The following is a 26,541-nucleotide window of genomic DNA, read 5'->3' on the forward strand; positions in this document are numbered from 1 at the left end:
CGTCCCGGCCCCAAGGGGGTACGCCCCCGGGTGGTACTGGCCGGTCTGCTGCTGTCGGCGTACTACACCGGCCGGGCCACCGTCGCCGACGCCTGGCGCATCCTGCACTACGGCCTCGAGCCCAGAGCACGTGGCTGGCTGAACATCCCCGACCGGCCTCCCGCCGGGCCCGCCGCGCGCATCGCGTCCAGCAAACAGCTCTACCGGGGCCTGGACACCATCACCACCGCCCTGGACCCGGTCCGCCACGACCGGCGCTCCCGACTGCCCCAACGCCATGCCGACTTCCACGCCGCAATCTGGGACAGCCCAGACGGACGCACCGCCGCCACCCGCCTCCAGACCCTGGCCAACCGCCTGGTCCTGGCCACCGTTCGCATGGCCCACCAGCGCGGACACCTGCGCGGCTGGAACGGTGACGTCGGCGTGGACGCCACCTCGGTTCCCGTCGTGGCCCACCCGACAGCCGTCGGCGCGGCACCGCCTCGGTGGAGATCACCGCAGGCTGGCATTTCAAGGGCGGCAGCGGCGAGAAGACCTTCGGCTACAGCGCGACCCTGGCCATCGCCGCCCACCACCGCGACCATGACGACAACCCGCCCAAGGCATACCCCCAACTGTGCCTCGGCTTCGAACTCGACACCCCCACCGTCCGCACCGGGCCCAACGCCGTCACGATCCTGACCCAGCTCGCCGAACTCGGTCTGCCCGCCGGGATCCTGGCCGCCGACCGCGCCTACACCGGCTGCAGCCCACCCACCTTCCAGAGCCCCGTGCGGCGCCTCGGCTACCGGCTCGCCCTGGACTACAAGGTCAAGGAACGTGGCCTGCAGGGCAGTTGGCAAGGAGCCCCGCTCGTCGACGGATCGCTTCTGTGCCCGCTCACCCCCGCCCCTCTCATCCACGCCACCACCGGCGCCGACGACGACACCGTCCGGCTTCGCAGCGACGAACTCCGCGAGAAGATCGAAGCCCGCGAGCCGCACCACCTCAAACTCAAGCAGGGACCCGACCCACGCGGGGCGATCCGCCTCCACTGCCCGGCCTCCGGCCCCTCCCCGACGGTCAACTGCCTCCGCCGCGACCGGCTGCGGCCCCGCACCCCCGCCGCTTCGGCGATGCCCGTCCGGGTGATCAACCTCAGCGAACCTCCGGCCCGGATCCTCCCCGCGGCGGCCCGCCCCACCATCCACATCCCTGACGCCGAGCACTTCGCGCCACCGCCAGCTGAAGCGATGCCCCGGGTGTGCTGCGCGGGCTCCATCACCGTGCCCGCCGACGCCAAGGCCGACTGGCGTCTGGCCAAGTACCGCCAGGACGTGCACTACCTGCATACACCCTGGCTGAACACTTATCGGCCTATTCGTAGCCATAACGAGGGGGCCAACGGCCGTTTCAAGAGCGGGACCCTCGACATCGGCAACCCCAAGCACCGGCCCGCCCCCGGACAGGTCACCCAGACCCTTCTCCTCGCGGTCATGCTCACCGTCGCCAACCTGACCGTCCTGGAGACCTGGCTCACCGAACGCGCCGGCCCCGACGAACTCGCCAACGCCGACTTCGAGGCCGCAGGCCCACTGCCCCCGAATACCGTCCCGGCCATCGCCCCGTCGGCAGACCTCACCGGACGGCACCCGCCTCCGCGCATGACCTGACGTCAGACCCGCACGACAACCACAGCCGACCACCGCGCGCCGACCCCCCAGGCCGGCGCGCACAGCCATGCCCGTACACCTGCCACAACCCCCGCGACACCGGCCACGACGCCACGACGTGCGCACCCAGACCTCCCAACGAGCCCAGAAACGACGAAATCCCGTCCGATCGAAGTGATCGGACGGGATTTCGTGAACCGCTTACGAGCTAACTCGTGAACGGTCCGTTTGTGGACCTGTGGGGATTTGAACCCCAGACCCCCTCGATGCGAACGAGGTGCGCTACCAGACTGCGCCACAGGCCCTTGCAACGAGTGAAACTCTAGCATCCCCGTTGGGGTGCTTGGAAATCCGTTCCGGCGCTGGTCACGCGCCGGTCACCAGCTCACTCGTTGGCGGCGCGGGGCCTGTCCTCGTCCGCGTACTGATCGAAGAGCGGGGTGCGTCCGCGCTCGCGCGCACGCCTGGGCGCGGGAGTGCGCCGGCTCGGCGCGGGGTCGGCAGGCGCGGCCGGCGCGGAGGTCGGCTCCGCCGTCGAGGAGCGGGCAGCGCTCCAGGTCTCGGGGTCGCTCACGTCCACGCCGCTCGTGGCGCGCGGGGCGACCGGCGCGGTGACGTACGTCGGCAGCGGGACCGGGACCGGCTCCCAGCTGTCGCCGCGCGCCGGCCCGCGTTCGCGCTGCTGGTCGACCCACTCCGCGTGGTCCGTCTGCTCGACCAGCGCACGGCGGCCCGCCTCCTGCGGGGAGAGCGCGCCGCCCGGTTCGGGCTCGGTGCGTGCCGCGGGCTCCTCGTCCGGCTCGGCGGTGGCCGCCGCGTCCGGGTGCCGGCGGGGACGGTTCTCGCGCAGCCGCTGCGCAGCCGCCTCGGCCCGGCGACGGTCCATGGTGAACGCGAAGCGCCGGCGCTCCTGGGTGCGCAGATGGACGATGTACGCGCTGAGAAGTACGGCGGGGACGGCCGGGGCCCACAGGAAGCCGAGTCCGCCGACCGCGGCGACAATCGCGCCGAGAGTGAAGGCAATGAAGAGGACCACGGTGGTACGTCTGCGGCGGGCCAGGACCTTGGTGCGCCGGGCGCGCTCGGCGGCGGAGCCGTTCGGCCGCGGACGCGGACGCGGCACCGGGCGTCGCGCCTGGGCCGGGACGGGCGCCGGGCGGCCCGGCATGTCCATCGGGGCTTCGGTACGGGCCGGGGGCGCGGCGAAGGCCCGGACGTCCACGGAACTCAAACGGTCCGTGGCGGCATCCGGGTTCGCCTCGGGCTCAGCCTGCTCAGCGGTGCGTTCCCGCAGCTCCTTGGCGTACCGGCGCTCCATTGCACCGCGTCCGGACAGCAGCCGGATGGCGGTGGAGAAGCGTTCCGTCGGACGAGCTTCATTGAGCTCGTCCTGCCTGCGGAGCCACATCGGCACCAAGTAGGCGGCCCAGGCCCCGACAATGACTGCGTAGATGAGGCCGCTGCTGCTCACGCATCACACCGTAGAGGGATTCGCGCAAGGGCATCCGCCAATTGGCCCGGTGTGTCGCACGAACTGGCTGATATCACGGACTTTTTTTGTGATTGTTCAGATCGGAACATGGTCGACAGCGATCATTTTCGAACGTTTATTTTATTTCCCGTGATGTTCCGGGTCGTGCCTGGTGCCAGCGGCGGAGGAGCCCTTGGGGCACCTCTTCGGCCGTGAGGGCGAACACGAGATGGTCCCTCCACGCACCGTCGATGTGGAGATAACGAGGGCGCAGTCCCTCTTCGCGGAATCCGAGTTTCTCCACGACCCGGCGACTGGGGGCGTTCTCGGGCCGAATGCAGACTTCGATGCGGTGCAGTCCGACCGCGCGGAAACAGTGGTCGACGGCGAGCGCGAGGGCAGTCGGCATGACCCCGCGCCCCGCGATCTCCCGGTCCACCCAGTAGCCGACATGGCCCGAGCACATCGAGCCCCAGGTGATCCCGGCGACCGTCAACTGGCCCACCAGTCGGCCCTGGTACTCGATCACGAAGGGGAGCATCCGGCCCGCGTTGGCCTCGGTGCGCAGATGGCGGACCATCTGCCGGTACGTGGGCCGGTGCGCGACGGGCCCGCCCGGTGCGGGCGGCGGAATGGTCGCCTCCCAGGGCCGCAGCCAGTCGCGGTTGCGCCGGTTCACCTCGCGCCAGTTCCGCTGGTCGCGCAGCTTTATCGGGCGGAGGACCACATCGCCGTCCGCCAGGATCACCGGCCAGGAGTGGGCGTTCAGCTTGGGCTCCCGGGAGTCCCCCCGGACGGAGTCTGGGGGTGGTCGCCGCCGCGGATCTGGTCGACGGCATGGAGCAGCAGCAGCTCCAGTACGGCCAGTCCGTCACGCACCCCGCCGGTGGAGCCCGGCAGGTTGACGATCAGGGTGCGTCCCGCGACTCCGGCGAGCCCCCGGGACAGCGCCGCGGTGGGCACCTTCTCGCGTCCGTACGCGCGGATCGCCTCGGGGATTCCGGGGATCTCGTGGTCGAGCACCCGCCGGGTGACCTCGGGGGTCTTGTCGGTGGGCGAGATGCCGGTGCCGCCGGTGGTGAGGATGACGTCGTACGCGGCGGCCACCCCGTCCCGCAGGGCCTGCTCGACCGGGTCGCCGTCCGGGACGACGCGCGGCCCGTCGACCTGGAAGCCGAGCGCCGCCAGCCCCTCGGCGAGGATCGGGCCGCCCGTGTCCTGGTACACACCGGCGGCCGCGCGGTTGGACGCGGTGACGACCAGGGCCCGCCGGACCGCGTCGGTGCCGGACGGCGGCCGGCCGTGCGCCGGATCAGGCGCGTGCTCCGCCTGCCCGGGTGCCGAGGGATCGGGTGCCGAGGGATCGGGGCGCGGCCCGTGGCTGTGGCCGTACACCTCTCCGGCCCGTGGCGCCGGACTCATGACCGGCTCCAGTCGCCGGACTTGCCGCCCGTCTTCCCCTCGACGCGGATGTCCGTGATCACCGCACCCTTGTCGACGGCCTTGACCATGTCGATGACGGTGAGCGCGGCGACCGAGACGGCGGTGAGGGCCTCCATCTCTACGCCCGTACGGTCGGTGGTCTTCACCGTGGCGGTGATCTCGACGGCGTCGTCCGCGACCGCCAGATCGAGGGTGACGCCGGAGACCGCGAGCGGGTGGCAGAGCGGAATCAGATCGGGGGTGCGCTTGGCGCCCATGATGCCCGCGATACGGGCCGTCGCCAGCGCGTCGCCCTTGGGCACGCCCTCGCCCCGCAGCAACTCCACGACCTGCGGTGACACCAGGACCCGGCCGCTGGCCCGGGCGGTGCGTGCGGTGACGTCCTTTCCGGAGACGTCGACCATACGGGCCGCCCCCGCGTCGTCGATGTGCGTCAACCTGCCTTGCGTACTCATTTTGCTGTGGCGCTCCCAGTCCTGGCCCCTCAGGGCCTGTGTGGGCAGAAACGGTACCGCCACCGTATGCAGGTCACCCCAGGAGGACCACTTCCACCTCCGCGCCCGGCTCGGCCGAGGTGTCGGGCTCCGGGACGACGATCAGGCAGTCGGCATGGGCGAGGGCCGCGATCAGATGGGAGCCGGAACCGCCGACCGGGGAGACGGTGCCCGACTCGGGGTCGTACACACCGCGCAGGAACTGCCGCTTGCCCGCGGGCGACGACAGCGGCTCGTCGGCCTTGAGCACGGCGCGCACCTTCGGGCGGTGGACGTCCCTGAGCCCCATCAGGGCCCGGATCGCGGGACGTACGAACAGCTCGAAGGAGACGTACGAGGAGACCGGATTGCCCGGCAGAGCCAGCAGCGGGGTGTGCTCCGGGCCGATCGAGCCGAAGCCCTGCGGTTTGCCGGGCTGCATGGCGAGCTTGCGGAAGTCGATCCCGCTGCCCGGCACGTCCGCGTCGCCCACGGAGGCGAGGGCCTCCTTGACGACGTCGTACGCGCCGACGCTCACGCCGCCCGTCGTGACCAGCAGATCGGCGCGGATCAGCTGGTCCTCGATGGTGGCGCGCAGCACCTCCGCGTCGTCGGTGACCGCGCCCACCCGGTAGGAGAGGGCGCCCGCGTCGCGGGCGGCGGCACACAGCGCGAAGCTGTTCGAGTCGTAGATCTGGCCCTCGCCCAACTCCTCGCCGGGCTGTACCAGTTCGCTGCCGGTGGAGAGCACGACGACGCGCGGACGGGGACGGACGCGCACGGAGCCGCGGCCGATCGCGGCGAGCAGGCCGATCTGCGGCGGGCCGAGGACGGTGCCCGCCTCCAGCGCCAGGTCGCCCGCCTGGACGTCGCTGCCGCGGGCGCGCACATGGGCGCGCGCCTCGGCGGGTCGGTGGACGCGGACCTCGCCGCTCGCGCCCTCGGGGGCCTCGCCGGCCGGGCGCATCGTGGTGGCAGCTCCGCCGCCCGAGCCGCCGTCGGTCCACTCGACCGGGACGACCGCCTCCGCGCCGGGCGGCAGCGGGGCGCCGGTCATGATGCGGGCGGCCTGACCAGGGCCGACGGTGGGCAGCCCGCCGCTGCCGGCCGCCACATCGCCGATCACCGTGAGGACGGCGGGAAACTCCTCACTCGCGCCCGCGACATCGGCCGTACGGACCGCGTACCCGTCCATGGAGCTGTTGTCGAAGGGCGGCAGCGCGACCGGCACGGTGACGTCCTCGACCAGGACGCAGCCCAGGGCGTCGGGCAGCTGCAGCTCGATCGGGTCCAGCGGGCGGATCGTGCCGAGGATGTCCTCCAGGTGGTCGTCCACCGACCAGATCGTGCTGCTCACCCTGTTACATCTCCTCGGTCACATAACTGCGAAGCCAGGTCCGGAACTCCGGGCCCAGGTCTTCACGTTCGCACGCGAGTCTGACAATCGCCCGCAGATAGTCCCCACGGTCGCCGGTGTCGTAGCGGCGGCCCTTGAAGATGACACCGTGCACCGGTCCGCCCACCTTTTCATCCGCGGCGAGTTTCTCGAGTGCGTCGGTGAGCTGGATCTCGTTGCCCCGGCCCGGCTCTGTCTCACGAAGTATGTCGAAGACCGCAGGATTCAGAACATAGCGGCCGATGATGGCGAGGTTACTGGGGGCCTCGGACGGGTCGGGCTTCTCGACCAGGTTGGTCACCCTGACGACGTCGGTCTCGCCGGTGGCCTCGACTGCCGCGCAGCCGTACAGATGGATCTGGGCGGGGTCGACCTCCATCAGCGCGATGACGCTGCCGCCCTCCCGCTCCTGTATCTCGACCATCCTGGCGAGCAGCGGATCGCGCGGGTCGATCAGGTCGTCGCCGAGGAGGACCGCGAAGGGCTGGTCACCGACGTGCGGGGCGGCGCAGAGCACGGCGTGGCCGAGGCCGCGCGGGTCGCCCTGGCGGACGTAGTGCATAGTGGCGAGGTCGCTCGACTCCTGGACCTTCGCGAGCCGGCCCGCGTCGCCTTTGCGGGTGAGCGTTTCTTCCAGCTCGTAGTTCCGGTCGAAGTGGTCCTCGAGCGGACGCTTGTTGCGGCCCGTGATCATGAGTACGTCGGAGAGACCGGCCGCGACCGCCTCCTCGACGACGTACTGGATCGCGGGCTTGTCGACGACAGGCAGCATCTCTTTGGGAGTGGCTTTCGTGGCAGGCAGGAACCGGGTTCCGAGGCCTGCGGCAGGGATGACAGCCTTGCTGATCCTGGGGTGCGACTGAGTCATGCGCAGCACCATATCCACCGAGTATGGGCTGAAGATGAGCCTCCGGTTAACTTCCTTCTCATAAAGATATATACGAGAGGTATGTGAACGGGTAATGAGCTGTGAATTGTCCGGAAAGACTGCGGTTCGGCGTGAACTCCTGGACGCCCGGGATCTCCTGTCCCCTGCGGACGTCCAGCAGGCCGCCGCGGTTCTCGCCCGACTGGCCCTTGATCTCCCGGAGTTGGCCGAAGCGAGCACGGTTGCCGCCTATGTCTCTGTCGGGCGCGAGCCCGGCACCCGCGCGCTGCTCGACGCGCTGCGCGCGCGGGGCGTACGCGTCCTGCTACCCGTCCTGCAGGCGGACAACGACCTGGACTGGGGAGTGTACGAGGGCGCGGAAAACCTGGTGCGCGCGGGGCGCGGGCTGCTGGAGCCGAACGGCGCGCGGCTCGGCGTGGACGCCGTGCTGGAGGCGGATGCCGTGCTCCTTCCCGGGCTGGCGGTGGACGCCCGCGGTATGCGGCTCGGCCGCGGCGGCGGCTCGTACGACCGGGTCCTGGCCCGCCTCTCGGCAGCCGGCGCCGACCCGGCGCTGCTGGTGCTGCTGTACGCGAACGAGGTGGTCGCGCGGGTCCCCGAGGAGCCGCACGACCACCCTGTGCACGCGGTGGTGACACCCGAGGCCGTCAGGCGCTTCACCGGCGCTACGGACGCTACGGAGTGAGCTTGAGGGTGTCGGCGGTGTTCTGGGACACGGCCTGCGCGCTGTAGGCCCAGTCGAGAAGTTCACCGTTCGCCCACTTGTCCGTCTGGTCGGTGTAGTGCGCGCTGTACGCGTGCCCCGACGCGCCGGTCAGGTTGATCCAGCGGGACTCGTCCCAGTCGCCGACGTTGACGACCATCCGCATCGACGGCACCCAGACGACTCCGTAGCCGCCGGCCGCGTTCCAGCCGGTCGCGTTGACCGCGGCCTCGCCGCCGCCAAGATTCCACGGGCCGCGGTTGAGCAGGAACTGCAGGAAGCCGGGACCGTCGGTGCCGAGCGTCTGGTTCTTCAGCGTCAGCTGGTGCAACCTGCCCCAGCTCCAGCGGGAGACGTCCTTGCCGAGCTCGGCCGTCAGCTCCCAGCGGGCGTCCTCCATGGCCCGGGCCAGCAGCTGGTCACGCGTGGTGGTGGCCGAGTCGGTGCGGCTGGCCGGGGACTTCCACCACTGGTTGTTCTCGTCGTCGAGGATCTTGCTCACGACCTCGTACCAGCGGTCGCCGCCGTCCGGCTGGGCCGACGCCGTGTCGCGCTGGCCGCACTCGCGCACGAGCCGGGCCAGTTGGTCGGCCGGGGCCGAGCTGTCGGCCGGGCGGACGTTGAGGCACTCACCCACGACGCGCAACTCCTTGGGCAGCTTGTTGCCGAAGGCGAGCTCGAGGACATTGCGCCATACCGCGTTGAAGTACGCGGCGGCACCGGAATCCGGCTCCTGGGTGTAGTCCCAGCCCTCCAGCAGCTTCTGCGCCTCGCGGACGTGGCTGTCCGAGATGTCGATCCTCAGCAGATACGGCGTGAGCCGCTTGGCGATCTCGCTGCTGTTGTCCATCTGCATGGTGCGCATGTCTTCGGTCGAGATCTTGCCGCCGCCCTGGATCTTCGAATCGATGAGGTCGTTGATCCGCTGGCTGCGGGCGCCGTAGCCGTAGTCCTTGGTGATCAAATACGGGTACTTCGTCGCGTCGACGACCGCCTGGTTGGCGGTGACGATATAGCCGCGCTTGGGGTTGTACTCGTAGGGCAGCTCACCGAAGGGGATGAAGCTTTTCCACTTGTACCTGGGGTCCCAGCCGGGAGCAGGCATGGTGCCGTCGCCTACGGCGCGGATCGGGATCTTGCCGGGTGCCTGGTAGCCGATGTTGCCCTTGGTGTCGGCGTAGATGAGGTTCTGCGAGGGAACCTCGAAGTTCTCGGCGGCCGCGCGGAAGGTCTTGAAGTCCTTGGCGCGGCTGAGCTCGAAGACCGCGTCCATGGACTTGCCGGGCATCAGGGCGGTCCACTGCAGGGCCACGGCGTAACCGGCGCCGCGGTCCGGTCCGGAGTTGGTGACCGGGGCCGTTTGGCCGACCTTTTCCAGTTCGGTGCTGCGGTCGGAGACCAGCGGGCCGTGACCGGTGGAGCGGACCGTGATCGTCTTGGAGCCGCCGCCCGCGATCTTGATGACCTCCTTGCGGGTGGTCAGCTTCCTCTGCTGGTTGCCCACCTGGTAGCTGTCGCCGGCGAGCTTCTCCAGATAGAGGTCGGTGACGTCCGCGCCGAGGTTGGTGAAGCCCCAGGCGATGTCCTGGTTGTGACCGATGATCACGCCGGGCGTGCCGGAGAAGGTGTAGCCGGCGGTGTCGTACTGACAGGAGGCCGAGACCGTACGGCAGTGCAGCCCCATCTGGTACCAGACGGAGGGCAGCGCCGGCGCGAGATGCGGGTCGTTGGCCAGCATCGGCTTGCCGGTCGTCGTGTAGTTGCCGGAGACGACCCAGGAGTTGGAGCCGATGCCGCTGCCGCTGGGGCCGAGCAGCGCCGGGATCGTGTCCAGGGTCTTCGAGAACCCGGCGAGCTGGGAGTTCAGGGCCTGGGTGGCGCCTGCCGGGCTGCTCCCTCCGCTGCCGCCGCCGGACTGGTCGGACGGCTTGGCGTTCGGGTCGAACTTCCCGGTGGCGGGGTCGACTCCGCCCCCGTCGACGATCGGCTTGTTCCTGGCCGGATACGACGGGTACAGGTCCTGGATCTGCTTCTCGTCGAGCCTGCTGGTCAGCAGCGACCGGTCTATCTCCTCCTGCATATTGCCGCGCAGGTCCCAGGCCATCGCCTTGAGCCAGGCCACCGAGTCGACCGGCGTCCACTGCTCGGGCTTGTAGTCGTTCGCGAAGGACAGGGCGGCGTACTCGACGGAAAGATCCTTGCCCTCGCGGCCCTTGAGGTAGGCGTTGACGCCGTCCGCGTACGCCTGGAGGTTCTTCTTCGTCTCCGGCGTGAGCTTGTCGTCGTACTCCTGCTGCGCCACATGGCGCCAGCCGAGGGTGCGCAGGAAGGCGTCCGTCTCGACCTGTCCGGAGCCGAACATCTCGGAGAGACGGCCGGCCGTCATATGGCGGCGTACGTCCATCTCCCAGAAGCGGTCCTGAGCCTGGACGAAGCCCTGGGCGCGGAACAGGTCTTCGTCGCTGTCCGCGTAGATCTGCGGGATGCCGTAATTGTCGCGCTTGACCTCGACCTGGCCGCGCAGACCGTCGAGTTTCAGCGCCCCAGTGGTCTGCGGGAAAGAGGCGCGCACGGTGCTGGTGCTCCAGTACGTGCCGTATCCGACACCCGCGACAAGCGCCAGCACCAGGACGATCACGAGCAGGCGGGCGCGTCGCCCCTTCTTCTTCTTGGGGGAAGAGGCGGTTGTGTTGGCGGGCATCGCTGTCCTTCGAGGGGCAGGGTGGTCCTGGAGTGCTGGAGCAACTGTAGGCGCAGCCCTCCACCCGTCCGGACGCGGTATCCGTAAGGCAGCAACCCGCCCCCTCTATCCGCACAGATGATCGACTGCATCAAGGAAACGTTAAAGATTAGGTAAGGTAACGAAGTGTCGTCTGCCGGAGGACCGATCCGGCATTTAGACGCGAGGGGAAGGATCGGCCACTGACTGTCCACCAGCTCAATGAACTCCTGCTCATCTGCTCGCTCGTTCTGCTCATCGCCGTCGCGGCGGTACGCATCTCGTCCCGCAGTGGGCTCCCCAGCCTGCTGCTGTATCTCGGGATCGGGATCGCCATCGGGCAGGACGGCATCTTCGACGTCAGGTTCGACGACGCCAGGCTGACGCAGGTGATCGGCTATGCCGCGCTTGTGGTGATCCTGGCTGAGGGTGGCCTGGGCACGAAGTGGAAGGAGATCAAACCCGTGTTGCCCGCGGCGGTCGCGCTGTCGACCGTCGGCATCGCGGTGAGTGTGGGCATCACGGCGGCGGGGGCGCACTATCTGGTCGGGCTGGAGTGGCGGCAGTCGCTCATCATCGGCGCGGTGGTGTCCTCGACGGATGCCGCCGCCGTCTTCTCCGTACTGCGCAAGGTGCCGCTGCCGCCCCGGGTGACCGGTGTGCTGGAGGCCGAATCGGGCTTCAACGACGCCCCTGTGGTGATCCTGGTGATCGCCTTCTCGACGGCGGGGCCGGTCGACGAGTGGTACGTACTGATCGGGAAGATCGCGCTGGAACTGGCGATCGGCGCGGGCATCGGCCTCGCGACGGGCTGGCTCGGCGCCTTCGGGCTGCGGCATGTGGCGCTGCCCGCGTCCGGCCTGTATCCGATCGCGGTGATGGCGATCGCGGTGGTGGCCTACGCCGCCGGCGCCATGGCGCACGGCAGTGGCTTCCTCGCCGTCTACCTCGCCTCGATGGTGCTCGGGAACTCGCGGCTGCCGCACGCGCCGGCGAACCGCGGATTCGCCGAGGGCCTCGGCTGGATCGCCCAGATCGGCATGTTCGTCCTGCTCGGCCTGCTGGTGACCCCGAGCGAGCTGCTCGTCGACTTCTGGCCCGCGGTGATCGTGGGCCTGGTGCTGACCATGGTGGCGCGGCCGCTGGAGGTGTTCGTCAGCCTGCTGCCCTTCCGGATTCCGTGGCCCGAACAGGTGCTGATGTCGTGGGCCGGGCTGCGCGGCGCCGTGCCCATCATTCTCGCCACGATCCCGATGGTCTACGGCATCGACGGCAGCCGCCGGGTCTTCAACATCGTCTTCGTCCTGGTCGTCGTCTACACCCTGGTGCAAGGGCCGACACTGCCCTGGCTGGCGAGAGCACTGGGCCTGAGCAGGACGCCCGACGCGGCCGATCTGGGCATCGAGTCGGCGCCGCTGGAGCGGCTGCGCGGACATCTGCTGTCGGTGTCGGTACCGAAGGAGTCGAAGATGCACGGCGTGGAGGTCGCGGAGCTGCGGCTGCCCGCGGGTTCCGCGGTGACCCTCGTCGTGCGGGACGGGAAGAGCTTCGTACCGCTGCCGTCGACCGTGCTGCGGCGGGGCGACGAACTGCTTGTGGTGGCAACGGATCCGGTGCGGGACGCGGCGGAGCGGCGGCTGCGGGCGGTCGCCCAGGGCGGAAAGCTGGCCGCCTGGCTGGGGACAGGCGGAAACGGCGGAGGGAGATCCGCCTAATCGCAGGCGTACCTCTGGGCATGTGACTCATACGCAGGCGTGCCCTTGGGTATGTGGCCCATTTCCCAGGCGCAACTGTGAAAATCCCCTGTACCATCAAGCCACACTGATCGACCAACTCTGCCTGACGCAGAGCTGGCGCGACCGTATGGCGGCCGCGGCGCCCTCGCAGTGCGCCCCGGTATCTACCGCAGTTCCGCGCAAGAGGACAGCTCTCGGCGGCACCCGTGCGTCTCGTATCACGAGTACGACGCGCACCAGTGGGAGCGCTACCAGGCGGCAGAAAGGCACGGACCGTGGCATCCACGGTCGAGACCCGTCCTGGGTACGGGCAGCTCCTGCGCACCCCCGGCGCCTGGACGTTCCTGCTCCCCGGCTTTCTGGCACGCCAGCCCTTCGCGATGCTGACCATCGGCATCGTCCTGCTGGTCCAGCACACCACCGGTTCCTACGGCAGCGCCGGCGCCGTCGCCGCCTTCACCGGTGTTTCCATGGCGCTGTTCGCACCGCAGAGCGGCAAGCTCGCGGACCGATTCGGGCAGCGGGCCCTCCTGCTGCCGGGCGTGCTGGTGCACGCCGCTTCCGTATCCGCTCTGACGGCGCTCGCGCTGGCGGACGCGCCCCTGTGGGTGCTGTTCGCGGCGGCCGTGCCGACGGGTGCGTCCGTACCGCAGATCGGCCCGATGGTGCGGGCCCGCTGGGCCGCCGAGCTTGGTGGGGGCACCTCCGAGGCCGAAGGCTCTGGGGGAGGCTCGCCACTGATGTCGACGGCGGCGGCCTTCGAGTCCGTGACGGACGAGTTCACCTTCGTCGTCGGACCTGTGCTCGCGACCGCGCTGTGCACGGGCGTCAACCCGGCGGCCGGACTGATCGCGGAGGCGGCACTGACGCTGGCCGGCGGTCTCTTCTTCGCGGCCCAGAGCCGTACGCAGCCGGCGGTCCGGCCTGCGGCGACGGCCGCCGAGCCGCACGCCTCCGCCCTGTCCATTCCGGGCGTACGGGTGCTGGCCATGGCCTTCCTCGGCATCGGCTCGGTCTTCGGCGGAATGCAGGTCGCACTGACCGCCTTCTCCGAGGAGATCGGCAACCCCGGGGTCAACGGTCTGCTGTACGGAATTTTCGCGGCCGGCAACATGCTGGCGGGCATCGCGTGCGGCGCGATCGCGTGGCAGTGCGGGCCGCGGCGGCGCATGGTGCTCGGCTACGCCGGGCTGACGCTGGCGGCCTCCGCGCTGTGGGCGGTGCACTCCGTGACGCTGCTGGCCGGGCTCGGGCTGCTGGTCGGCCTGTGCATCGCGCCCGCCTTGATCAGCGGCTACACGCTGGTCGAGTCCCTGGTGCCTGCTTCGGCCCGTACCGAGGCCTTCACCTGGCTGACGGGCGCGGTGGCGCTCGGGCAGGCGGCGGCCGTGACGGTGGCCGGACGGCTGACCGACGAGCACGGCGCGAGCGCCGGATTCCTGGTCCCTCTGGTGGGCACCGTGCTGGCCCTGATCACCCTGGTCGCACTACGCTCGCGGCTCTCGGCGAGGGCTTCCGGGAGGATCGCGGCACGTGGGATCGGTCACCGAGTGCCGGTGACGGTGGACTGATCCAGCGGAATACGTCACTATGGACCGTCGTTAGCACTCATTGAGTGAGAGTGCCAGGAGGAAGACCAGTGCCGACCTACCAGTATCAGTGCACCGAATGTGGCGAGGGCCTCGAGGCGGTGCAGAAGTTCACCGATGACGCCCTGACCGTGTGCCCAAGCTGCGACGGACGCCTGAAGAAGGTGTTCTCGGCGGTTGGCATCGTATTCAAGGGGTCCGGCTTCTACCGGAACGACAGCCGTGGGTCGTCGTCGAGCAGCTCGTCGGCGTCGACGTCGGGCGCGAAGGCTTCCGACTCCAAGTCGTCGGACTCGAAGCCTGCGGCTTCTACGCCTTCTTCTTCCTCGTCGTCGGGCTCATCGAGCTCCTCGAGTTCGTCCACGAGCTCCAGCGGCAGCTCCGCCGCCTGAGGTCTGCTGCCGGGACCCTGCCGTCGTGTACGGCAGGGTCCCTCGGCGTTTTCGCGTACGGATACTGTGACAGCCATGGCGACCAACGCGAGTAAGGCGAGCAACCCGAACGCAGAGATCGGTGTGATCGGCGGCTCGGGCTTCTACTCCTTCCTGGACGATGTCACCGAGATCCAGGTGGACACCCCGTACGGCAGTCCCAGCGACTCGCTGTTCCTCGGCGAGATCGCCGGGCGGCGGGTCGCCTTCCTGCCCCGGCACGGACGCGGCCACCATCTGCCGCCGCACCGCATCAACTACCGCGCGAATCTGTGGGCGCTGCGGTCAGTGGGCGTACGGCAGGTGCTGGGCCCATGCGCGGTGGGCGGACTGCGGCCGGAGTACGGGCCGGGAACGCTGCTCGTACCGGATCAGTTCGTGGACCGTACGCAGTCGCGTGTGCAGACGTTCTACGACGGGCTGCCGCTGCCGGACGGGACCATTCCGAACGTCGTGCATGTGTCACCGGCCGATCCGTACTGCCCCGACGGGCGCAAGGCGGCGCTGGAGGCGGCTCGCGGGCGGAACTGGGAGCCGGTGGACGGCGGGACGCTGGTGGTGGTCGAGGGGCCGCGCTTCTCGACCCGGGCGGAGTCGCGGTGGTACGCGGCGATGGGCTGGTCGGTGGTCGGCATGACCGGGCACCCGGAGGCGGTGCTCGCCCGTGAACTGGCGCTCTGCTACACGTCGATGACGCTGGTGACGGACCTGGACGCGGGTGCGGTGTCGGGCGAGGGCGTCTCCCACGAGGAGGTGCTGGAGGTCTTCGCCGCCAATGTGGACCGGCTACGGACGGTGCTGTTCGACGCGGTGGCGGGGCTGCCGGGGGACGGGGACCGGGACTGTCTGTGCACGCGGGCGCTGGGTGGCGTCGATCCGGGGTTTCAGCTGCCGTAATCGCTCGGCTGGGTGAGGGAGTTGTCCACAGGGCGGGGGTCGTCCACAGGCGTCTGCGGGGTGCGGGCGGAGGGTGGATGGTGAGGAGCGGTCGAACCAAGCGGTCGGACCAGGTGATCGGTCCAGGTGATCGGTCCAAGCGGTCGGGCCGCGCGGTCGGGCCAACTCCACTTCTCACGACGGGCGGTGAGTGTCATGTCGCTTCTCCCTCCTTCTGTTCCTCCTGCTGTTCCTCCTTCTGTTCCTCCCTCCTCTGTTTCGTCCCCCCTCCCTCCCTCCCCCGCGCCCGAGCCTCTTGGTGTGCCCCCGTTCGCTCCGCTGCGGGTGCGCGGCGGGGCACATCGGCTGCGGCGGGCGATGCGCCGGCGACGGCGGGCGCTGGCGGCCGGTCTCGCCATGACGGCGGCGGCGCTTGCCGCTTCGGGCGCCCGCGGCACGGACGGTTCCGAGGCGGAGGCGCTCGCCGCGGCACCACAGCGCGAGCGCCGGCCCGCCGCCGAGATGGTGTCCGCTCCGGTGCGTATCGCGGATGCCGCGACGGTTCGGCTGCTGCGCCCGGGAGACCGGGTGGATGTGATCGCAGCCGCCGACTCCCCCGCGGGGCAAGGGTCCGAGGCGCGAGTGGTGGCGTCGGGTGCCCGCGTGGCCGAAGTCCCGGGTACGCGCGAGCCGTCCGCTGAGGGCTCTTCTCCGGACGGCGGTGCGCTGGTTGTGCTGTCCGTGCCGCGGGCGACGGCCGCGGCACTGGCGGGCGCGGGGGCGACATCCCGGCTGGCGGTGACGGTGTGCTGACTACTCGTGCTCATACTGACACACCGTCAAGTCTCCTCATCGCATGGGCGGACCGGACAGCGCGGTCACGCGCTGACGTAGGTTTCGGAGCGTTTGGCTCCGTGTCCTGCACATGCGAAGAGAGGCTCAGTGGTGAGCGAGAAGAAGGTCAGCGTCCTGGAGGGCTTCAAAGCCTTCCTGATGCGCGGCAATGTGATCGATCTGGCCGTCGCCGTAGTCATCGGCGCGGCGTTCACCCAGATCGTGAACTCCGTGGTGAAGGGCGTCATCAACCCGGTGGTCGGCGCGTTCGGGACGCAGGAGCTCGACTCCTACAGCTCCTGCCTGAAGGGCACCTGCAAGCCGGTGAACGGCGAGGTGGACGGCATCCAGATCCTGTGGGGCTCGGTGCTCAGCGCCACGCTCACCTTCCTGATCACCGCGGCCGTCGTCTACTTCCTGATGGTGCTGCCCATGTCCAAGTACCTGGCCAGGAGGGCCGACCGGGAGGCCGCCAAGCAAGGCGCGGAGGAAGTGGTCGAGCTGACCGAGCTCGAGGTCCTGAAGGAGATCCGCGACGCGGTCGTGGCGCAGCGCGGCGGCGGATCGGGCCACGACCGCCGGTAGCGAAGGCAGCGAAGGCTCAGATGTGGTGGGGAGGCTTCTCGTCGAGGAAGCGCGCCAAGTCGGCGGAGCTGTCGCCGCCCGCGGGAGGCCGCTCGCCCCACCCACGGTCCGTATCGTCCGAGGATTGCTGGTCCAGCGGATCGTCAAAGATCAGTTTCGGCTTCGGGGACTGCTGCCGTGGCTGCTTCGCATCACGCGGTCCGGGGGCGGGGGCGGTGCTCATATCTCCAGGGTACGGGGGCGGGGGCAGGTAGGGGTCGGGCGGCCTGGGCCGGGCTGGTGCCGCCGGGCTGCCGGCCGGAGCCGGGCCGGCGGCCGCGGGGCTGGTTCCAGGCCCCAGAGCCGGCCGATGCGACGGTGATCGCCAAGGCCAGGCGGGCCGTGAGCTTCGAGGAACGCCCGGGCCCCTGCTCGCTGCCGGCCCCGGGGCCCGGGCCGGTGTGCGGGATCCGCGGTTCGCCGTAGCCAGTGGTGGAGCGGATCTGCGGACAGCGCTCACGGACAGGCTGGGGTTGGTGCGGGAGACCTGCCTCTCCGGGTACGCCTGGTGACCAGGGACGGTCGGGGCCGTCCGGGGACGGCCGCCCGGTCCGCCCGGTCCCGCCCGGTGCGCGTCGGCGGACGGCAGCGCGCGTCTCGCCGCCCAGCCCCGCCCCGGTCTGCTGTGCTGTGCTGTGGGCATGACGTCCACATCCGGCCCCGGCTCCAGCGGCTCGGACGCCTCAGCGCCGCTGCGCCGTATGACCTCCCGCAACCGCGACGAGGCGCACCGCGCCGCCACACCGCTGGAACTCTTCTTCGACCTGTGCTTCGTCGTCGCGGTCGCCCAGGCCGGCGTACAGCTGGTGCATGCCGTGGCCGAGAACCACACCGCCACCGGCGTCGTCGACTACGCGATGGTCTTCTTCGCCATCTGGTGGGCCTGGATGAACTTCACCTGGTTCGCCTCGGCGTACGACACGGACGACGTGCCCTACCGCGTCGTGACACTGATCCAGATCGCAGGCGTACTGATCCTGGCCGCCGGTGTCGCACGCGCCTTCCAGGACCACGACTTCGTGATGGTCTGGTTCGGCTACCTCGTGATGCGCGTCGCGCTCATCGCACAGTGGCTGCGAGCCGCCAGATCGGCGGAGGGCGCCGAACGGGCCACGGCCCTGAAGTACGCCGCCGGGGTGGCGCTGTGCCAGATCGGCTGGCTTGCGCTGCTGTTCCTGCCCAAGGACGTACGCCCCTGGGTGTTCCTGGTGATGGCCATCGCCGAGATGGCCGTGCCGCCGATCGCCGAGCGCTCCATGGCCACCAGCTGGCATGCGCACCACATCGCCGAGCGGTACGGCCTGTTCACCATCATCGTGCTCGGCGAGACGATCCTGGCCGCCACCGTGGCCATGGAGGCGGCGCTCGACGAGACCGACGGGCTCACCGAGCTGGCGCCCATCGCCGTAGGCGGGCTGCTGATCGTCTTCGCCGCCTGGTGGATCTACTTCGCGGTCCCCGCCCACGACCGGCTCGCCTCCAGCAGGCAGGCGTTCCTCTGGGGTTACGGCCACTACCTGATCTTCTCGTCGGGCGCGGCCATCGGCGCGGGCCTCGAAGTGGCGGTCGAACAAGCCGTACACAAGGCGCGCATCTCCACGACGGCCGCCTCCGCCGCCGTCACCGTCCCCGCAGCCTTCTTCCTGCTGACCGTCTGGCTGCTGCACGCACGCCACTTCAAACGCGGCAGGGCTCAGCAGCTGACGCTCCCGGTCTCGGCACTGGCGATCCTGGCGTGCACGTTCGCGGGCCACTGGGCGGTTCTCGCCGCCGGCCTGGTGGCCGCGGCGACGGTCGCGGTGGGTGTGACGCTCGCCACCCGTCGGGCGGGCACCGCGTGACGGCACCGCATGCCGCAACTGGCGTGATACGCATGGGCGTTATGGACAGGAATGATGCTCCGGCAGACGGGTCGGCCGGCGGACCGGCCGAAGGCGGGCTCACGGACGTGGCCGGCCTGCGGGTCGGCCACGCGCGCGTGCCCGGCGACCGCGCCCTCAGCGGCACCACCGTCGTGCTCGCCCCCACGGGCGGGGCGATCGCCGCCGTCGATGTACGCGGCGGCGGCCCCGGCACGCGGGAGACGGACGCCCTCGACCCCCGCAATCTGGTCCAGCGCGTCGAGGCGGTCGTACTGACCGGCGGCAGCGCGTACGGCCTCGACTCCGCCGGCGGCGTGATGGCCTGGCTGGAGGAGCAGGGCCGCGGCGTCCGCGTCGGCCCCGACCCCTCACACGTGGTGCCGGTCGTCCCGGCCGCCTGCGTCTTCGACCTGGGGCGCGGCGGCGACTGGCGGACCAGGCCGGACGCCGCGACGGGACGCGCCGCGGTGGAGGCGGCAGCCCGTACGGACGAGGGCGCGCCGGTCGAGGAGGGCGGCGTCGGCGCGGGCACGGGCGCGGCCGTCGGGCAGTTCAAGGGCGGGATCGGCACCGCGAGCACGGTGCTGGACTCCGGGATCACCGTCGCCGCGCTCGTCGTGGCCAACGCCGCGGGCTCGGCGGTCGATCCGCGGACGGGCGCGCTGTACGGGCAGTACTTCGCGGGCCGCGTCGCCTATCCCTCCCCCGACGTGCACGCCGCGGCCCAGCTCCGCCTCACAGAGGCGCGCGAGAAGAACGGGCCGCCCCCGCTCAACACCACCCTCGCCGTCGTCGCCACCGACGCCGACATCACCCGCGCCCAGGCGCAGAAGCTCGCGGGCACGGCGCACGACGGCATCGCGCGCGCCGTACGCCCCGTCCATCTCCTCAACGACGGGGACACCGTCTTCGCCCTCGCCACGGGCGCCGTCCCCCTCGACGCCGCCAACCCACTCGCGCTCAACGAGGTGCTCGCGGCCGGCGCGGATGTGGTGACGCGGGCAATCGTCCGGGCGGTACTCACGGCCGACGGCATCGCGGGACCGGGCGGGGTGTATCCCGCGTACGGGGACCTGTACGACATCAACTAACGTACAGGGCAAGCCAGTTGGCTCCGGCGCGCGGGGAAACCTCCGGGGGTGCGCGGGAGCGCGGGCGGATGCGCGGGAACTTTTCCTCGCACCCCCTTCGTTTTCCCGAACCCCGGACGCGTTGTCAGAGCCAGGGGCTACGTTTAGCAATCACCAAGTGACTTGCGGCGACGGCCTGGAGACCCACCTTGAACGATCCGTACGAGACAACCGAGCCACACCTCGAGCGACTCCTGGGTCGGGCGCTCAACTCCTTCGACCTGCCCGACACCACGGTCGAACGGCTGGAGTCTGCGCTGGCGCATGCCAGTTCGCTGCACTCCTCGCACCACAGCGCGGCGCTGCACCGCGCGACGTACCGCCATGCCTATCTGCTCAGTGACGGCAGCTCCCTCGTCCTGTGGGAGCTGGTGCACAACACCGGGCGCGACGGCGCGGAGCAGCACGAGCTGTACACCGAGGAGTCGGAGGCCCGCCTCGCCGCCTCACGGCTGCCCGCGGGTTTCCCCGGCTTCGCCGGACCGGACGCGGCCCCCGCCTTCGATCCGGGCGCCGATCCCGGCGCCGACCTGGACGCCGATCTGGAGCTTCTCGCCAGCCTGATGGCGACACCGCCGGCTCCGCTCCCCCGGATGTACGTCGCGGACAACTCCGCGGACCACGCCCGCCGCGTGCTGCGCCGCGCGGAGAACGCCGACCGGCCGGGCGAAGAGACCGCGCAACTACTGCAGGCCGCGTTCGCCCACCACATCACGCAGGTCTTCGGCCGCCAGTACCGGGTGGAGGGCAGGGACGCGGGCTTCACCCTCTACGAGCACGCGTTCCTGCTGCTGGACGGGACGGAGACGGGCCTGTGGGAGGTGGAGCACACGGCGACGCCGGACGGCCGCCATATGTGCGAGGTGTACGGCGCGGAGCACACTGCGCGGGAGGCGATGGAGCTCCGGGCGCGGGTGCGTTAGCTGGCCGTCGATGGACGCGTCCATCAGCCACTCGCCCACGAGGGGTTCCAGCCGTTGGAGCTCGGGGTGTGCCGCCGTACGCCTCACCGGCTTCTCCTCACGGGCTTCTCCTTCCTGGTGACCGTGACCATCGGTCGGGCCTGCTCAGGCTGCCGCCACCACCTTGGTCTCCTCCCCGGCCCCGGCCGGGATCTGCTCAGGCTGCCGCTTGCGCGCGCCCTTGAGGAGGATGACCACGCCCGCGCTGACGAGCGTGCCCGCGACGATCGCAACCAGGTAGAGGAAGGGGTTGCCGATCAGCGGCACCACAAAGATGCCGCCGTGCGGGGCTCGCAGCGTGCACTCGAAGGCCATCGACAGGCCGCCGGTGACCGCTCCGCCCGCCATCGCCGCCGGGATCACCCGGAGCGGGTCGGCCGCGGCGAACGGGATCGCGCCCTCGGTGATGAAGGACGCGCCGAGCACCCAGGCAGCCTTGCCGTTCTCGCGCTCGGTCTTGGTGAAGAGCCTGCCGCGTACGACGGTGGCCAGGGCCATCGCCAGCGGCGGCACCATGCCGGCGGCCATTACCGCGGCCATGACCTTGAGGGAGCCTTCGTTGGGGTTGGCGAGCCCGCCGACCGCGAAGGTGTACGCGACCTTGTTGAGCGGGCCGCCGAGGTCGAAGCACATCATCAGGCCGAGGATGGCGCCGAGGATGACGGCGTTGGCGCCGGAGAGGCTGGACAGCCAGTCGGTCAGCGCCTGCTGGAGCTCGGCGATGGGCTTGCCGATCACCAGGAACATCAGGAATCCGACGACCGCGGACGAGATGAGCGGGATCACGACGACCGGCATGATGCCACGAAGTGGCTTGGGCACTTTGAGGCGTTGGATCGCCATGACGGTGGCGCCCGCGAGCAGACCGGCGATCAGGCCGCCGAGGAAACCGGCGTTGATGGTGAGCGCGATGGCGCCGCCGACGAAGCCGGGCACGAGACCGGGACGGTCGGCCATTCCGTAGGCGATGTAGCCGGCGAGTACGGGGACGAGGAAGCTGAAGGCGAGCCCGCCGACCTGGAAGAGGAGGGCGGCCCAGCTGGTGTGGTCGGCCCAGGCGAAGTGCTCGGCGACGGACTTGGCGTCGGAGATCTCGTAGCCGCCGATGGCGAAGCCGAGGGCGATGAGGAGGCCGCCGGCTGCGACGAACGGGACCATGTAACTGACGCCGGACATCAGCCACTTGCGCAGCTTGGTGCCGTAACCCTCGCCGGGCTCGCCGGCCGCCTCCACGGGCGTGGCCCTGGCGGCACCGCTGACCTCACCGCGCGCGGCCTTGCCACGGACCTCGGCGATGAGCTCGGCGGGCCGGCTGATCCCGGCCTTGACGCCGACGTCGACGGTGGGCTTCCCGGCGAAGCGCTCCTTGTCCCGTACGGGTACGTCGTGCGCGAAGATCACGCCGTCGGCGTCGGCGATGACCTTGGGGTCGAGCCGGGTGAACCCGGCGGACCCCTGCGTCTCGACGGCGACCTGGACGCCATGGGCTTCGCCGGCCTTTTCGAGGGATTCGGCGGCCATGTAGGTGTGGGCGATGCCAGTTGGGCAGGAGGTGACGGCGACGATGCGGAAGGGGGTGATGGTGTCTCCCCCACCCCGCCCTTTCCCGGAGCCGGGGCTCCGCTCCGGACCCCCGGACGCGCCGTCGCCGGCTTCGCCGCGTTCGGCGGCCACCGGCTCCCCGTCGACGCCGGGCACGGTCCCGTCGCTGTCGGCAGCAGCTTCCCCGACGGACGCGTCGCTCTCGGCGCCCGGCACCACCGCGGACGTCCCCTCGCCAGAGGCAGAGGCGACGTCCTCGGCCGCACCAGAGCCTGCCACGACGGCCGGGGTCGAGCTCGCGCCGCTGTCCGGCGAAGCCGAGGCGGCCGCCCCCTCGCCCGAGACCGAGCCACCCGCCGCGGCCTCCGGAGCGTCGCCCCGGATCAGCGCGGCAGCCGCGTCCGCGTCCGTCGCTCCCCGCAGCGTGCCCGTGAAGTTCTCGTCCATCAGGCGGCGCGCCAGGCTCGACAGGATCGTCAAGTGGGCGTCGTCCGCGCCCGCGGGGGCCGCTATCAGGAAGATCAGGTCCGCCGGGCCGTCCGGGGCGCCGAAGTCGATGCCCGAGGCGCTGCGGCCGAATGCCAGTGTCGGCTCGGTGACATGCGCGCTGCGGCAGTGCGGGATGCCGATCCCGCCGTCCAGGCCCGTCGGCATCTGGGCCTCGCGGGCCGCCACGTCCGCCAGGAAACCGTTCAGGTCGGTGACCCGGCCAAGGGCCACCATCCGCTCGGCCAGCGAACGGGCCCCGGCCTCCTTCGTCGTCGCGGCCAGGTCGAGGTCGACCAGGTCCGCGGTGATCATTTCGCTCATCGCGGGCTCCCTTGCTCGGTGAGTGCTCGGTCCAGGGGGATGTCCGCGGTCACGGTGACCGCGGACGGGTCGAGGTCGGTCGGCTTCGGCATCACGCTGCCCGGCAGTTGGACCGCCGCCGCGCCGTGTGCGACCGCCGCGGACAGCGCGTCCGGGCCGTCGCCGCCCGCCGCCAGGAAGCCGGCCAGCGACGCGTCGCCCGCGCCGACGTTGCTGCGGACTGCAGTCACGGGGGCGTGCCCGTAGAAGGCGCCTGAGGACGAGACCAGCAGCTGGCCGTCCGCGCCCAGGCTCGCCAGCACCGCACCCGCGCCGAACCCGCGCACCTCCTCCGCCGCCTTGACCGCGTCGCCGACCGTGGCGAGCGGGCGGCCCACCGCCTGGGCAAGTTCGTCGGCGTTGGGCTTGACGACGTCGGGGCGCGAGCGCAGGGCGGCCAGCAGGGACGGGCCGGAGGTGTCGAGGGCGACCCGCGCCCCCGCCGCGTGCGCCCGCGTGACCAACTCGGCGTACCACTCGGGCGCGAGGCCGCGCGGCAGGCTGCCGCAGCACGCGATCCAGGCCGCGGACGCGGAGTGCGTGGAGACCGCGGACAGGAGCGACTCGGCTTCTGCGACGCTCAGTTCGGGGCCGGGCGCATTGATCTTCGTCAGCGTCCCGTCCGGCTCCGCCAGCGCGACGTTGGAGCGCGTCGCACCCGCCACCGCAACCGGCGCGACCTCGATGCCCTGCCCCGTCAGCAGCTCCGCGACGAGCGCGCCGGGTGCTCCGCCGAGCGGCATGACGGCGACCGTACGGTGCCCGGCGGCCGCAACGGCCCGCGAGACGTTGACGCCTTTGCCGCCGGGGTCCATCCGCTCGGCCGTGGCCCGCAGGACTTCGCCGCGGTCCAGCGCCGGGACCTCGTACGTACGGTCCAGCGAGGGGTTCGGGGTGACGGTCAGGATCATGCGCGTACGACTTCCGTTCCCGCGGCCTCGATCGCCGCGGCGTCCTTGGGGCTGAGCCCGCTGTCGGTGATGAGCAGGTCGACGTCGGCGAGGTCGCCGAACCGGGCGAAGTGCGAGTGCCCGTGCTTGTCCGAGTCCGCCAGCAGCACCACGCGCCGCGCGGCCGAGACGGTCGCGCGCTTGACGGCGCCCTCGGCGAGGTCGGGCGTGGTGAGCCCGCCACTGACGGAGAAGCCGTTGGCGCCGAGGAAGACAACGTCCGCGTGGATCTCTCCGTACGCTCGCAGCGCCCACGCGTCGACCGCGGCCCGCGTCCGGTGCCGGACCCGTCCGCCCACCAGGTGGAGGTCGATGCCGGGGTGGTCGGCGAGGCGCGCCGCGACGGACAGGGCGTGGGTGACGACGGTGAGCGAGCACTCCAGCGGGAAGGCCGCGGCCAGGCGGCCCACGGTGGACCCGGCGTCGAGGATCACGCTGCCGTCCGCCGGCAGTTCGGCGAGCGCGGCGTGCGCGATGCGATCCTTCTCGTCCGCGGCGGTGGACTCGCGCTCGGCGAGGTCGGGCTCGAAGTCGAGACGCCCCGCCGGGATGGCCCCACCGTGCACCCGGCGGACGAGCCCTGCCCGGTCCAGCGCCTTGAGGTCGCGCCGGATGGTCTCGGCGGTGACCTGGAACTCCTCGGCGAGGGAGAGCACATCGACACGGCCGCCGTCGCGGGCGAGTCGCAGGATCTCCTGCTGGCGCTCCGGTGCGTACATGTGGGTTTACATCCGTTCCATGCCCGAATCTGTGGCTTCGCTTGCAGGCTACGCCTGGATTTCGGCGAAGTAAACAGATCCGGGCATGTGACGGACACATACAGAATCGCCCGGGCACATACAGAAAGGCCCGGCCCGGGGAAGCATCCCCAGGCCGGGCCTATCGCACGAGCTCAGTTGGCGAGGACCGGCTCCCGGTCGACCGAACCCTCGGCCGCCGCTTCCGCCCCCTCCATATGCTGTTTCGGCCTCGCCGGCAGCGCGAACATCACCACGAAGATCACGACCAGCACCGCCACCACCCACCACAGCGAGCTCTGGAACGCGTCCCCGAACGCCTTCCCGACCGCGCTCGGCGCGATCCGGTCGTCGATCGAGCCGAAGAAGACCACCGAGACAAGACCCAGCCCCAGCGCATTGCCCATCTGCATGGTGGTGTTGATCAGTCCGGATGCCGAGCCCGAGTGCTCGCGCGGCACGTCCGACAGCACCGCGTCCGTCAGCGGCGCCACGATCAGGCCCATGCCCACGCCCATGACCACCAGCGGCAGGATCATCTGCCAGGACTGGATTCCCGTCCCGTACCGCCCGGCCTCCCAGATGTAGAGCAGCAGACCCGCGGCCATCGTCACCGCCCCCGCCTGCAGTACCTTCCGGCCGAAGCGCGGCACCAGCTTCTGTACGGACATCCCGGCCGCCGCGGACACGGCGATGGAGAAGGGGACGCCGGTCAGCCCCGCCCGCAGCGGCGACCAGCCAAGGCCGATCTGCATGTACAGCGTCCAGACCAGGAAGAAGATCCCGCACGCGATCCCAAAGGTGAGCTGCACAGCGATGCCCGCCGCGAAACTCTTCACCTTGAACAGCGACAGCTCGACGAGCGGCGAGGCGTCCTTGCGCGTCTTGTACTTCTCGTACGTGACGAACGCGGCGAAGACGATCAGGCTGCCGGCCATGCACAGGTGACCCCACAGCGGCCAGCCGAGCTCCCGGCCGCGCGTCAGCGGGTAGATCAGCATCAGCAGGCCGAGCGTGACCAGCGCGACGCCGACCAGGTCGAGCCTGAGCGCCTTCGGGGCGCGGGACTCGGTGATGTACTTCCGGCCCAGGATCAGCCCGGCAATGCCCACCGGCAGGTTGATCAGGAAGATCGGCCGCCACTCGAGGCCGAAGATGTTCCACTGGGTCAGCAGCGCGCCGAGCAGCGGCCCCAACACCGCGCCGAGCCCGATGACCGCGCCGAACATGCCGAAGACCTTGCCGCGTTCGTGCGCCGGGAAGGTGACATGGATGATCGCCAGCACCTGCGGCACCATCATCGCGGCGGTCGCGCCCTGCAGCAGGCGGGAGGCGACCAGCATCTCCTCGTTCGCGGCGAAGCCGCAGAGCGCGGAGGCGAGCGTGAAGCCGGTGATGCCGATCAGGAACAGCCGTTTGCGGCCGTAGATGTCACCGAGCCGGCCGCCCGTGATCAGACCAGCGGCGAAGGCCAGCGCGTACCCGGCGGTGATCCACTGGATCGCGCCGAAGGACGCCCCGAGGTCCCGCTCGATGCTCGGGATCGCGATATTGACGATGGTGACGTCGACCAGATCCATGAAGGCGGCGGTCATGACGATGGCAAGCGCGATCCAGCGACGACGGTCTGAAGCCGTATCCGGTACGGCGGGCTGTGAACTCATAGGAAG

General features: G+C 70.6%; 23 protein-coding genes, 1 tRNA gene and 1 pseudogene. 11 read left to right on the forward strand and 14 right to left on the reverse strand.

The features are described 5' to 3' along the window. Positions 1 to 488 precede the first annotated feature (488 nt). Positions 489 to 1,655, forward strand: coding sequence for a hypothetical protein (locus ACWDO5_RS01285; RefSeq protein ID WP_450527359.1), 1,167 nt, complete (start codon positions 489 to 491; stop codon positions 1,653 to 1,655). Positions 1,656 to 1,886: 231 nt separating this feature from the next. On the opposite strand, the gene ACWDO5_RS01290 is transcribed toward ACWDO5_RS01285, so the two are convergent. From ACWDO5_RS01290 to galU, 7 genes are all read right to left on the reverse strand, one after another. Then, positions 1,887 to 1,960: transfer RNA gene (locus tag ACWDO5_RS01290), tRNA-Ala, on the reverse strand. A gap of 80 nt (positions 1,961 to 2,040) precedes the next feature. Then, the gene (gene sepX / locus ACWDO5_RS01295; RefSeq protein ID WP_450527360.1) at positions 2,041 to 3,126 is read right to left on the reverse strand and encodes a divisome protein SepX/GlpR; all 1,086 of its coding nucleotides are present in this window, start codon (positions 3,124 to 3,126) and stop codon (positions 2,041 to 2,043) included. A 136-nt stretch (positions 3,127 to 3,262) separates the two neighbouring features. After that, a complete protein-coding gene (locus tag ACWDO5_RS01300) occupies positions 3,263 to 3,874 on the reverse strand; it encodes a GNAT family N-acetyltransferase (protein ID WP_450527362.1) in 612 nt (203 codons plus the stop codon). Between the two features lie 17 nt (positions 3,875 to 3,891). Continuing rightward, positions 3,892 to 4,548, reverse strand: coding sequence for a MogA/MoaB family molybdenum cofactor biosynthesis protein (locus ACWDO5_RS01305; protein ID WP_450527364.1), 657 nt, complete (start codon positions 4,546 to 4,548; stop codon positions 3,892 to 3,894). After that, the gene (gene moaC / locus ACWDO5_RS01310; RefSeq protein WP_450527365.1) at positions 4,545 to 5,024 is read right to left on the reverse strand and encodes a cyclic pyranopterin monophosphate synthase MoaC; all 480 of its coding nucleotides are present in this window, start codon (positions 5,022 to 5,024) and stop codon (positions 4,545 to 4,547) included. Before moaC ends, ACWDO5_RS01305 begins: the two co-directional genes overlap by 4 nt. 73 nt (positions 5,025 to 5,097) lie before the next feature. Further along, a complete protein-coding gene (glp, locus tag ACWDO5_RS01315; RefSeq protein WP_450527367.1) occupies positions 5,098 to 6,399 on the reverse strand; it encodes a molybdotransferase-like divisome protein Glp in 1,302 nt (433 codons plus the stop codon). 4 nt (positions 6,400 to 6,403) lie between these two features. After that, positions 6,404 to 7,306 carry a UTP--glucose-1-phosphate uridylyltransferase GalU gene (gene galU, locus ACWDO5_RS01320; protein ID WP_450527369.1) on the reverse strand — a complete coding sequence of 301 codons (903 nt, stop codon included), beginning with the start codon at positions 7,304 to 7,306 and terminating at the stop codon, positions 6,404 to 6,406. 94 nt (positions 7,307 to 7,400) lie between these two features. On the opposite strand from galU, the gene ACWDO5_RS01325 reads away from it, so the two are divergent. Then, complete coding sequence (locus ACWDO5_RS01325) at positions 7,401 to 8,012, forward strand: 5-formyltetrahydrofolate cyclo-ligase (protein WP_450527370.1); 612 nt, start codon at positions 7,401 to 7,403, stop codon at positions 8,010 to 8,012. Here the strand turns inward: ACWDO5_RS01325 and ACWDO5_RS01330 are convergent. After that, the gene (locus ACWDO5_RS01330) at positions 8,002 to 10,731 is read right to left on the reverse strand and encodes a penicillin acylase family protein (RefSeq protein ID WP_450527372.1); all 2,730 of its coding nucleotides are present in this window, start codon (positions 10,729 to 10,731) and stop codon (positions 8,002 to 8,004) included. The two genes, ACWDO5_RS01325 and ACWDO5_RS01330, sit on opposite strands and share 11 nt — an antisense overlap. A gap of 221 nt (positions 10,732 to 10,952) precedes the next feature. On the opposite strand from ACWDO5_RS01330, the gene ACWDO5_RS01335 reads away from it, so the two are divergent. The 6 genes from ACWDO5_RS01335 (at position 10,953) to mscL (ending at position 16,800) form a co-directional block, all read left to right on the forward strand. Then, on the forward strand, positions 10,953 to 12,464 hold the full coding sequence (locus ACWDO5_RS01335) for a potassium/proton antiporter (protein ID WP_450527469.1): 1,512 nt from the start codon (positions 10,953 to 10,955) through the stop codon (positions 12,462 to 12,464). A 296-nt stretch (positions 12,465 to 12,760) separates the two neighbouring features. Then, positions 12,761 to 14,056 carry an MFS transporter gene (locus tag ACWDO5_RS01340; RefSeq protein ID WP_450527373.1) on the forward strand — a complete coding sequence of 432 codons (1,296 nt, stop codon included), beginning with the start codon at positions 12,761 to 12,763 and terminating at the stop codon, positions 14,054 to 14,056. A 68-nt stretch (positions 14,057 to 14,124) separates the two neighbouring features. Next, a complete protein-coding gene (locus ACWDO5_RS01345) occupies positions 14,125 to 14,466 on the forward strand; it encodes an FmdB family zinc ribbon protein (protein WP_450527374.1) in 342 nt (113 codons plus the stop codon). Between the two features lie 75 nt (positions 14,467 to 14,541). Continuing rightward, a complete protein-coding gene (locus ACWDO5_RS01350; RefSeq protein WP_450527376.1) occupies positions 14,542 to 15,402 on the forward strand; it encodes an S-methyl-5'-thioadenosine phosphorylase in 861 nt (286 codons plus the stop codon). A 195-nt stretch (positions 15,403 to 15,597) separates the two neighbouring features. Continuing rightward, positions 15,598 to 16,194 carry an RcpC/CpaB family pilus assembly protein gene (locus ACWDO5_RS01355; RefSeq protein WP_450527378.1) on the forward strand — a complete coding sequence of 199 codons (597 nt, stop codon included), beginning with the start codon at positions 15,598 to 15,600 and terminating at the stop codon, positions 16,192 to 16,194. A 132-nt stretch (positions 16,195 to 16,326) separates the two neighbouring features. Further along, entirely contained in the window at positions 16,327 to 16,800 is a 474-nt protein-coding gene (mscL, locus tag ACWDO5_RS01360; protein WP_450527379.1) for a large conductance mechanosensitive channel protein MscL, read from the forward strand. A gap of 16 nt (positions 16,801 to 16,816) precedes the next feature. On the opposite strand, the gene ACWDO5_RS01365 is transcribed toward mscL, so the two are convergent. Together ACWDO5_RS01365 and ACWDO5_RS01370 are read right to left on the reverse strand one after the other, a co-directional pair. Next, a complete protein-coding gene (locus ACWDO5_RS01365; protein ID WP_450527381.1) occupies positions 16,817 to 17,023 on the reverse strand; it encodes a hypothetical protein in 207 nt (68 codons plus the stop codon). A gap of 107 nt (positions 17,024 to 17,130) precedes the next feature. After that, positions 17,131 to 17,447: pseudogene (locus tag ACWDO5_RS01370) on the reverse strand (hypothetical protein); the annotation flags it as partial. A gap of 33 nt (positions 17,448 to 17,480) precedes the next feature. On the opposite strand from ACWDO5_RS01370, the gene ACWDO5_RS01375 reads away from it, so the two are divergent. From ACWDO5_RS01375 to ACWDO5_RS01385, 3 genes are all read left to right on the forward strand, one after another. Continuing rightward, on the forward strand, positions 17,481 to 18,680 hold the full coding sequence (locus ACWDO5_RS01375) for a low temperature requirement protein A (protein ID WP_450527382.1): 1,200 nt from the start codon (positions 17,481 to 17,483) through the stop codon (positions 18,678 to 18,680). 41 nt (positions 18,681 to 18,721) lie between these two features. Then, complete coding sequence (locus tag ACWDO5_RS01380) at positions 18,722 to 19,792, forward strand: P1 family peptidase (RefSeq protein WP_450527384.1); 1,071 nt, start codon at positions 18,722 to 18,724, stop codon at positions 19,790 to 19,792. Positions 19,793 to 19,980: 188 nt separating this feature from the next. Next, entirely contained in the window at positions 19,981 to 20,754 is a 774-nt protein-coding gene (locus tag ACWDO5_RS01385; protein WP_450527386.1) for a DUF6227 family protein, read from the forward strand. A gap of 144 nt (positions 20,755 to 20,898) precedes the next feature. On the opposite strand, the gene ACWDO5_RS01390 is transcribed toward ACWDO5_RS01385, so the two are convergent. The 4 genes from ACWDO5_RS01390 to ACWDO5_RS01405 all read right to left on the reverse strand — a co-directional run bounded on the left by ACWDO5_RS01390 (position 20,899) and on the right by ACWDO5_RS01405 (position 26,535). After that, positions 20,899 to 23,145 carry a fructose-specific PTS transporter subunit EIIC gene (locus ACWDO5_RS01390; RefSeq protein WP_450527387.1) on the reverse strand — a complete coding sequence of 749 codons (2,247 nt, stop codon included), beginning with the start codon at positions 23,143 to 23,145 and terminating at the stop codon, positions 20,899 to 20,901. Then, positions 23,142 to 24,095: a 1-phosphofructokinase gene (pfkB, locus tag ACWDO5_RS01395; RefSeq protein WP_450527389.1), complete on the reverse strand. Its 954-nt coding sequence runs from the start codon at positions 24,093 to 24,095 to the stop codon at positions 23,142 to 23,144. Before pfkB ends, ACWDO5_RS01390 begins: the two co-directional genes overlap by 4 nt. Beyond that, positions 24,092 to 24,853: a DeoR/GlpR family DNA-binding transcription regulator gene (locus ACWDO5_RS01400; protein WP_450527390.1), complete on the reverse strand. Its 762-nt coding sequence runs from the start codon at positions 24,851 to 24,853 to the stop codon at positions 24,092 to 24,094. Before ACWDO5_RS01400 ends, pfkB begins: the two co-directional genes overlap by 4 nt. A gap of 173 nt (positions 24,854 to 25,026) precedes the next feature. Next, entirely contained in the window at positions 25,027 to 26,535 is a 1,509-nt protein-coding gene (locus tag ACWDO5_RS01405; RefSeq protein WP_450527392.1) for an MFS transporter, read from the reverse strand. Positions 26,536 to 26,541 lie beyond the last annotated feature (6 nt).

The organism is Streptomyces sp. NPDC000880, assembly GCF_053599675.1.

Excerpts from the sequence above, each read along its gene's own strand:
- ACWDO5_RS01375 (WP_450527382.1), top strand. The coding sequence starts at position 17,481 with ATGACGTCCACATCCGGCCCCGGCTCCAGCGGCTCGGACGCCTCAGCG.
- moaC (WP_450527365.1), bottom strand. The coding sequence starts at position 5,024 with ATGAGTACGCAAGGCAGGTTGACGCACATCGACGACGCGGGGGCGGCC.
- pfkB (WP_450527389.1), bottom strand. The coding sequence starts at position 24,095 with ATGATCCTGACCGTCACCCCGAACCCCTCGCTGGACCGTACGTACGAG.
- ACWDO5_RS01400 (WP_450527390.1), bottom strand. The coding sequence starts at position 24,853 with ATGTACGCACCGGAGCGCCAGCAGGAGATCCTGCGACTCGCCCGCGAC.
- ACWDO5_RS01365 (WP_450527381.1), bottom strand. The coding sequence starts at position 17,023 with ATGAGCACCGCCCCCGCCCCCGGACCGCGTGATGCGAAGCAGCCACGG.
- ACWDO5_RS01330 (WP_450527372.1), bottom strand. The coding sequence starts at position 10,731 with ATGCCCGCCAACACAACCGCCTCTTCCCCCAAGAAGAAGAAGGGGCGA.
- ACWDO5_RS01350 (WP_450527376.1), top strand. The coding sequence starts at position 14,542 with ATGGCGACCAACGCGAGTAAGGCGAGCAACCCGAACGCAGAGATCGGT.
- ACWDO5_RS01325 (WP_450527370.1), top strand. The coding sequence starts at position 7,401 with ATGAGCTGTGAATTGTCCGGAAAGACTGCGGTTCGGCGTGAACTCCTG.
- galU (WP_450527369.1), bottom strand. The coding sequence starts at position 7,306 with ATGACTCAGTCGCACCCCAGGATCAGCAAGGCTGTCATCCCTGCCGCA.
- ACWDO5_RS01390 (WP_450527387.1), bottom strand. The coding sequence starts at position 23,145 with ATGAGCGAAATGATCACCGCGGACCTGGTCGACCTCGACCTGGCCGCG.
- ACWDO5_RS01405 (WP_450527392.1), bottom strand. The coding sequence starts at position 26,535 with ATGAGTTCACAGCCCGCCGTACCGGATACGGCTTCAGACCGTCGTCGC.
- ACWDO5_RS01380 (WP_450527384.1), top strand. The coding sequence starts at position 18,722 with ATGGACAGGAATGATGCTCCGGCAGACGGGTCGGCCGGCGGACCGGCC.
- ACWDO5_RS01305 (WP_450527364.1), bottom strand. The coding sequence starts at position 4,548 with ATGAGTCCGGCGCCACGGGCCGGAGAGGTGTACGGCCACAGCCACGGG.
- ACWDO5_RS01355 (WP_450527378.1), top strand. The coding sequence starts at position 15,598 with ATGTCGCTTCTCCCTCCTTCTGTTCCTCCTGCTGTTCCTCCTTCTGTT.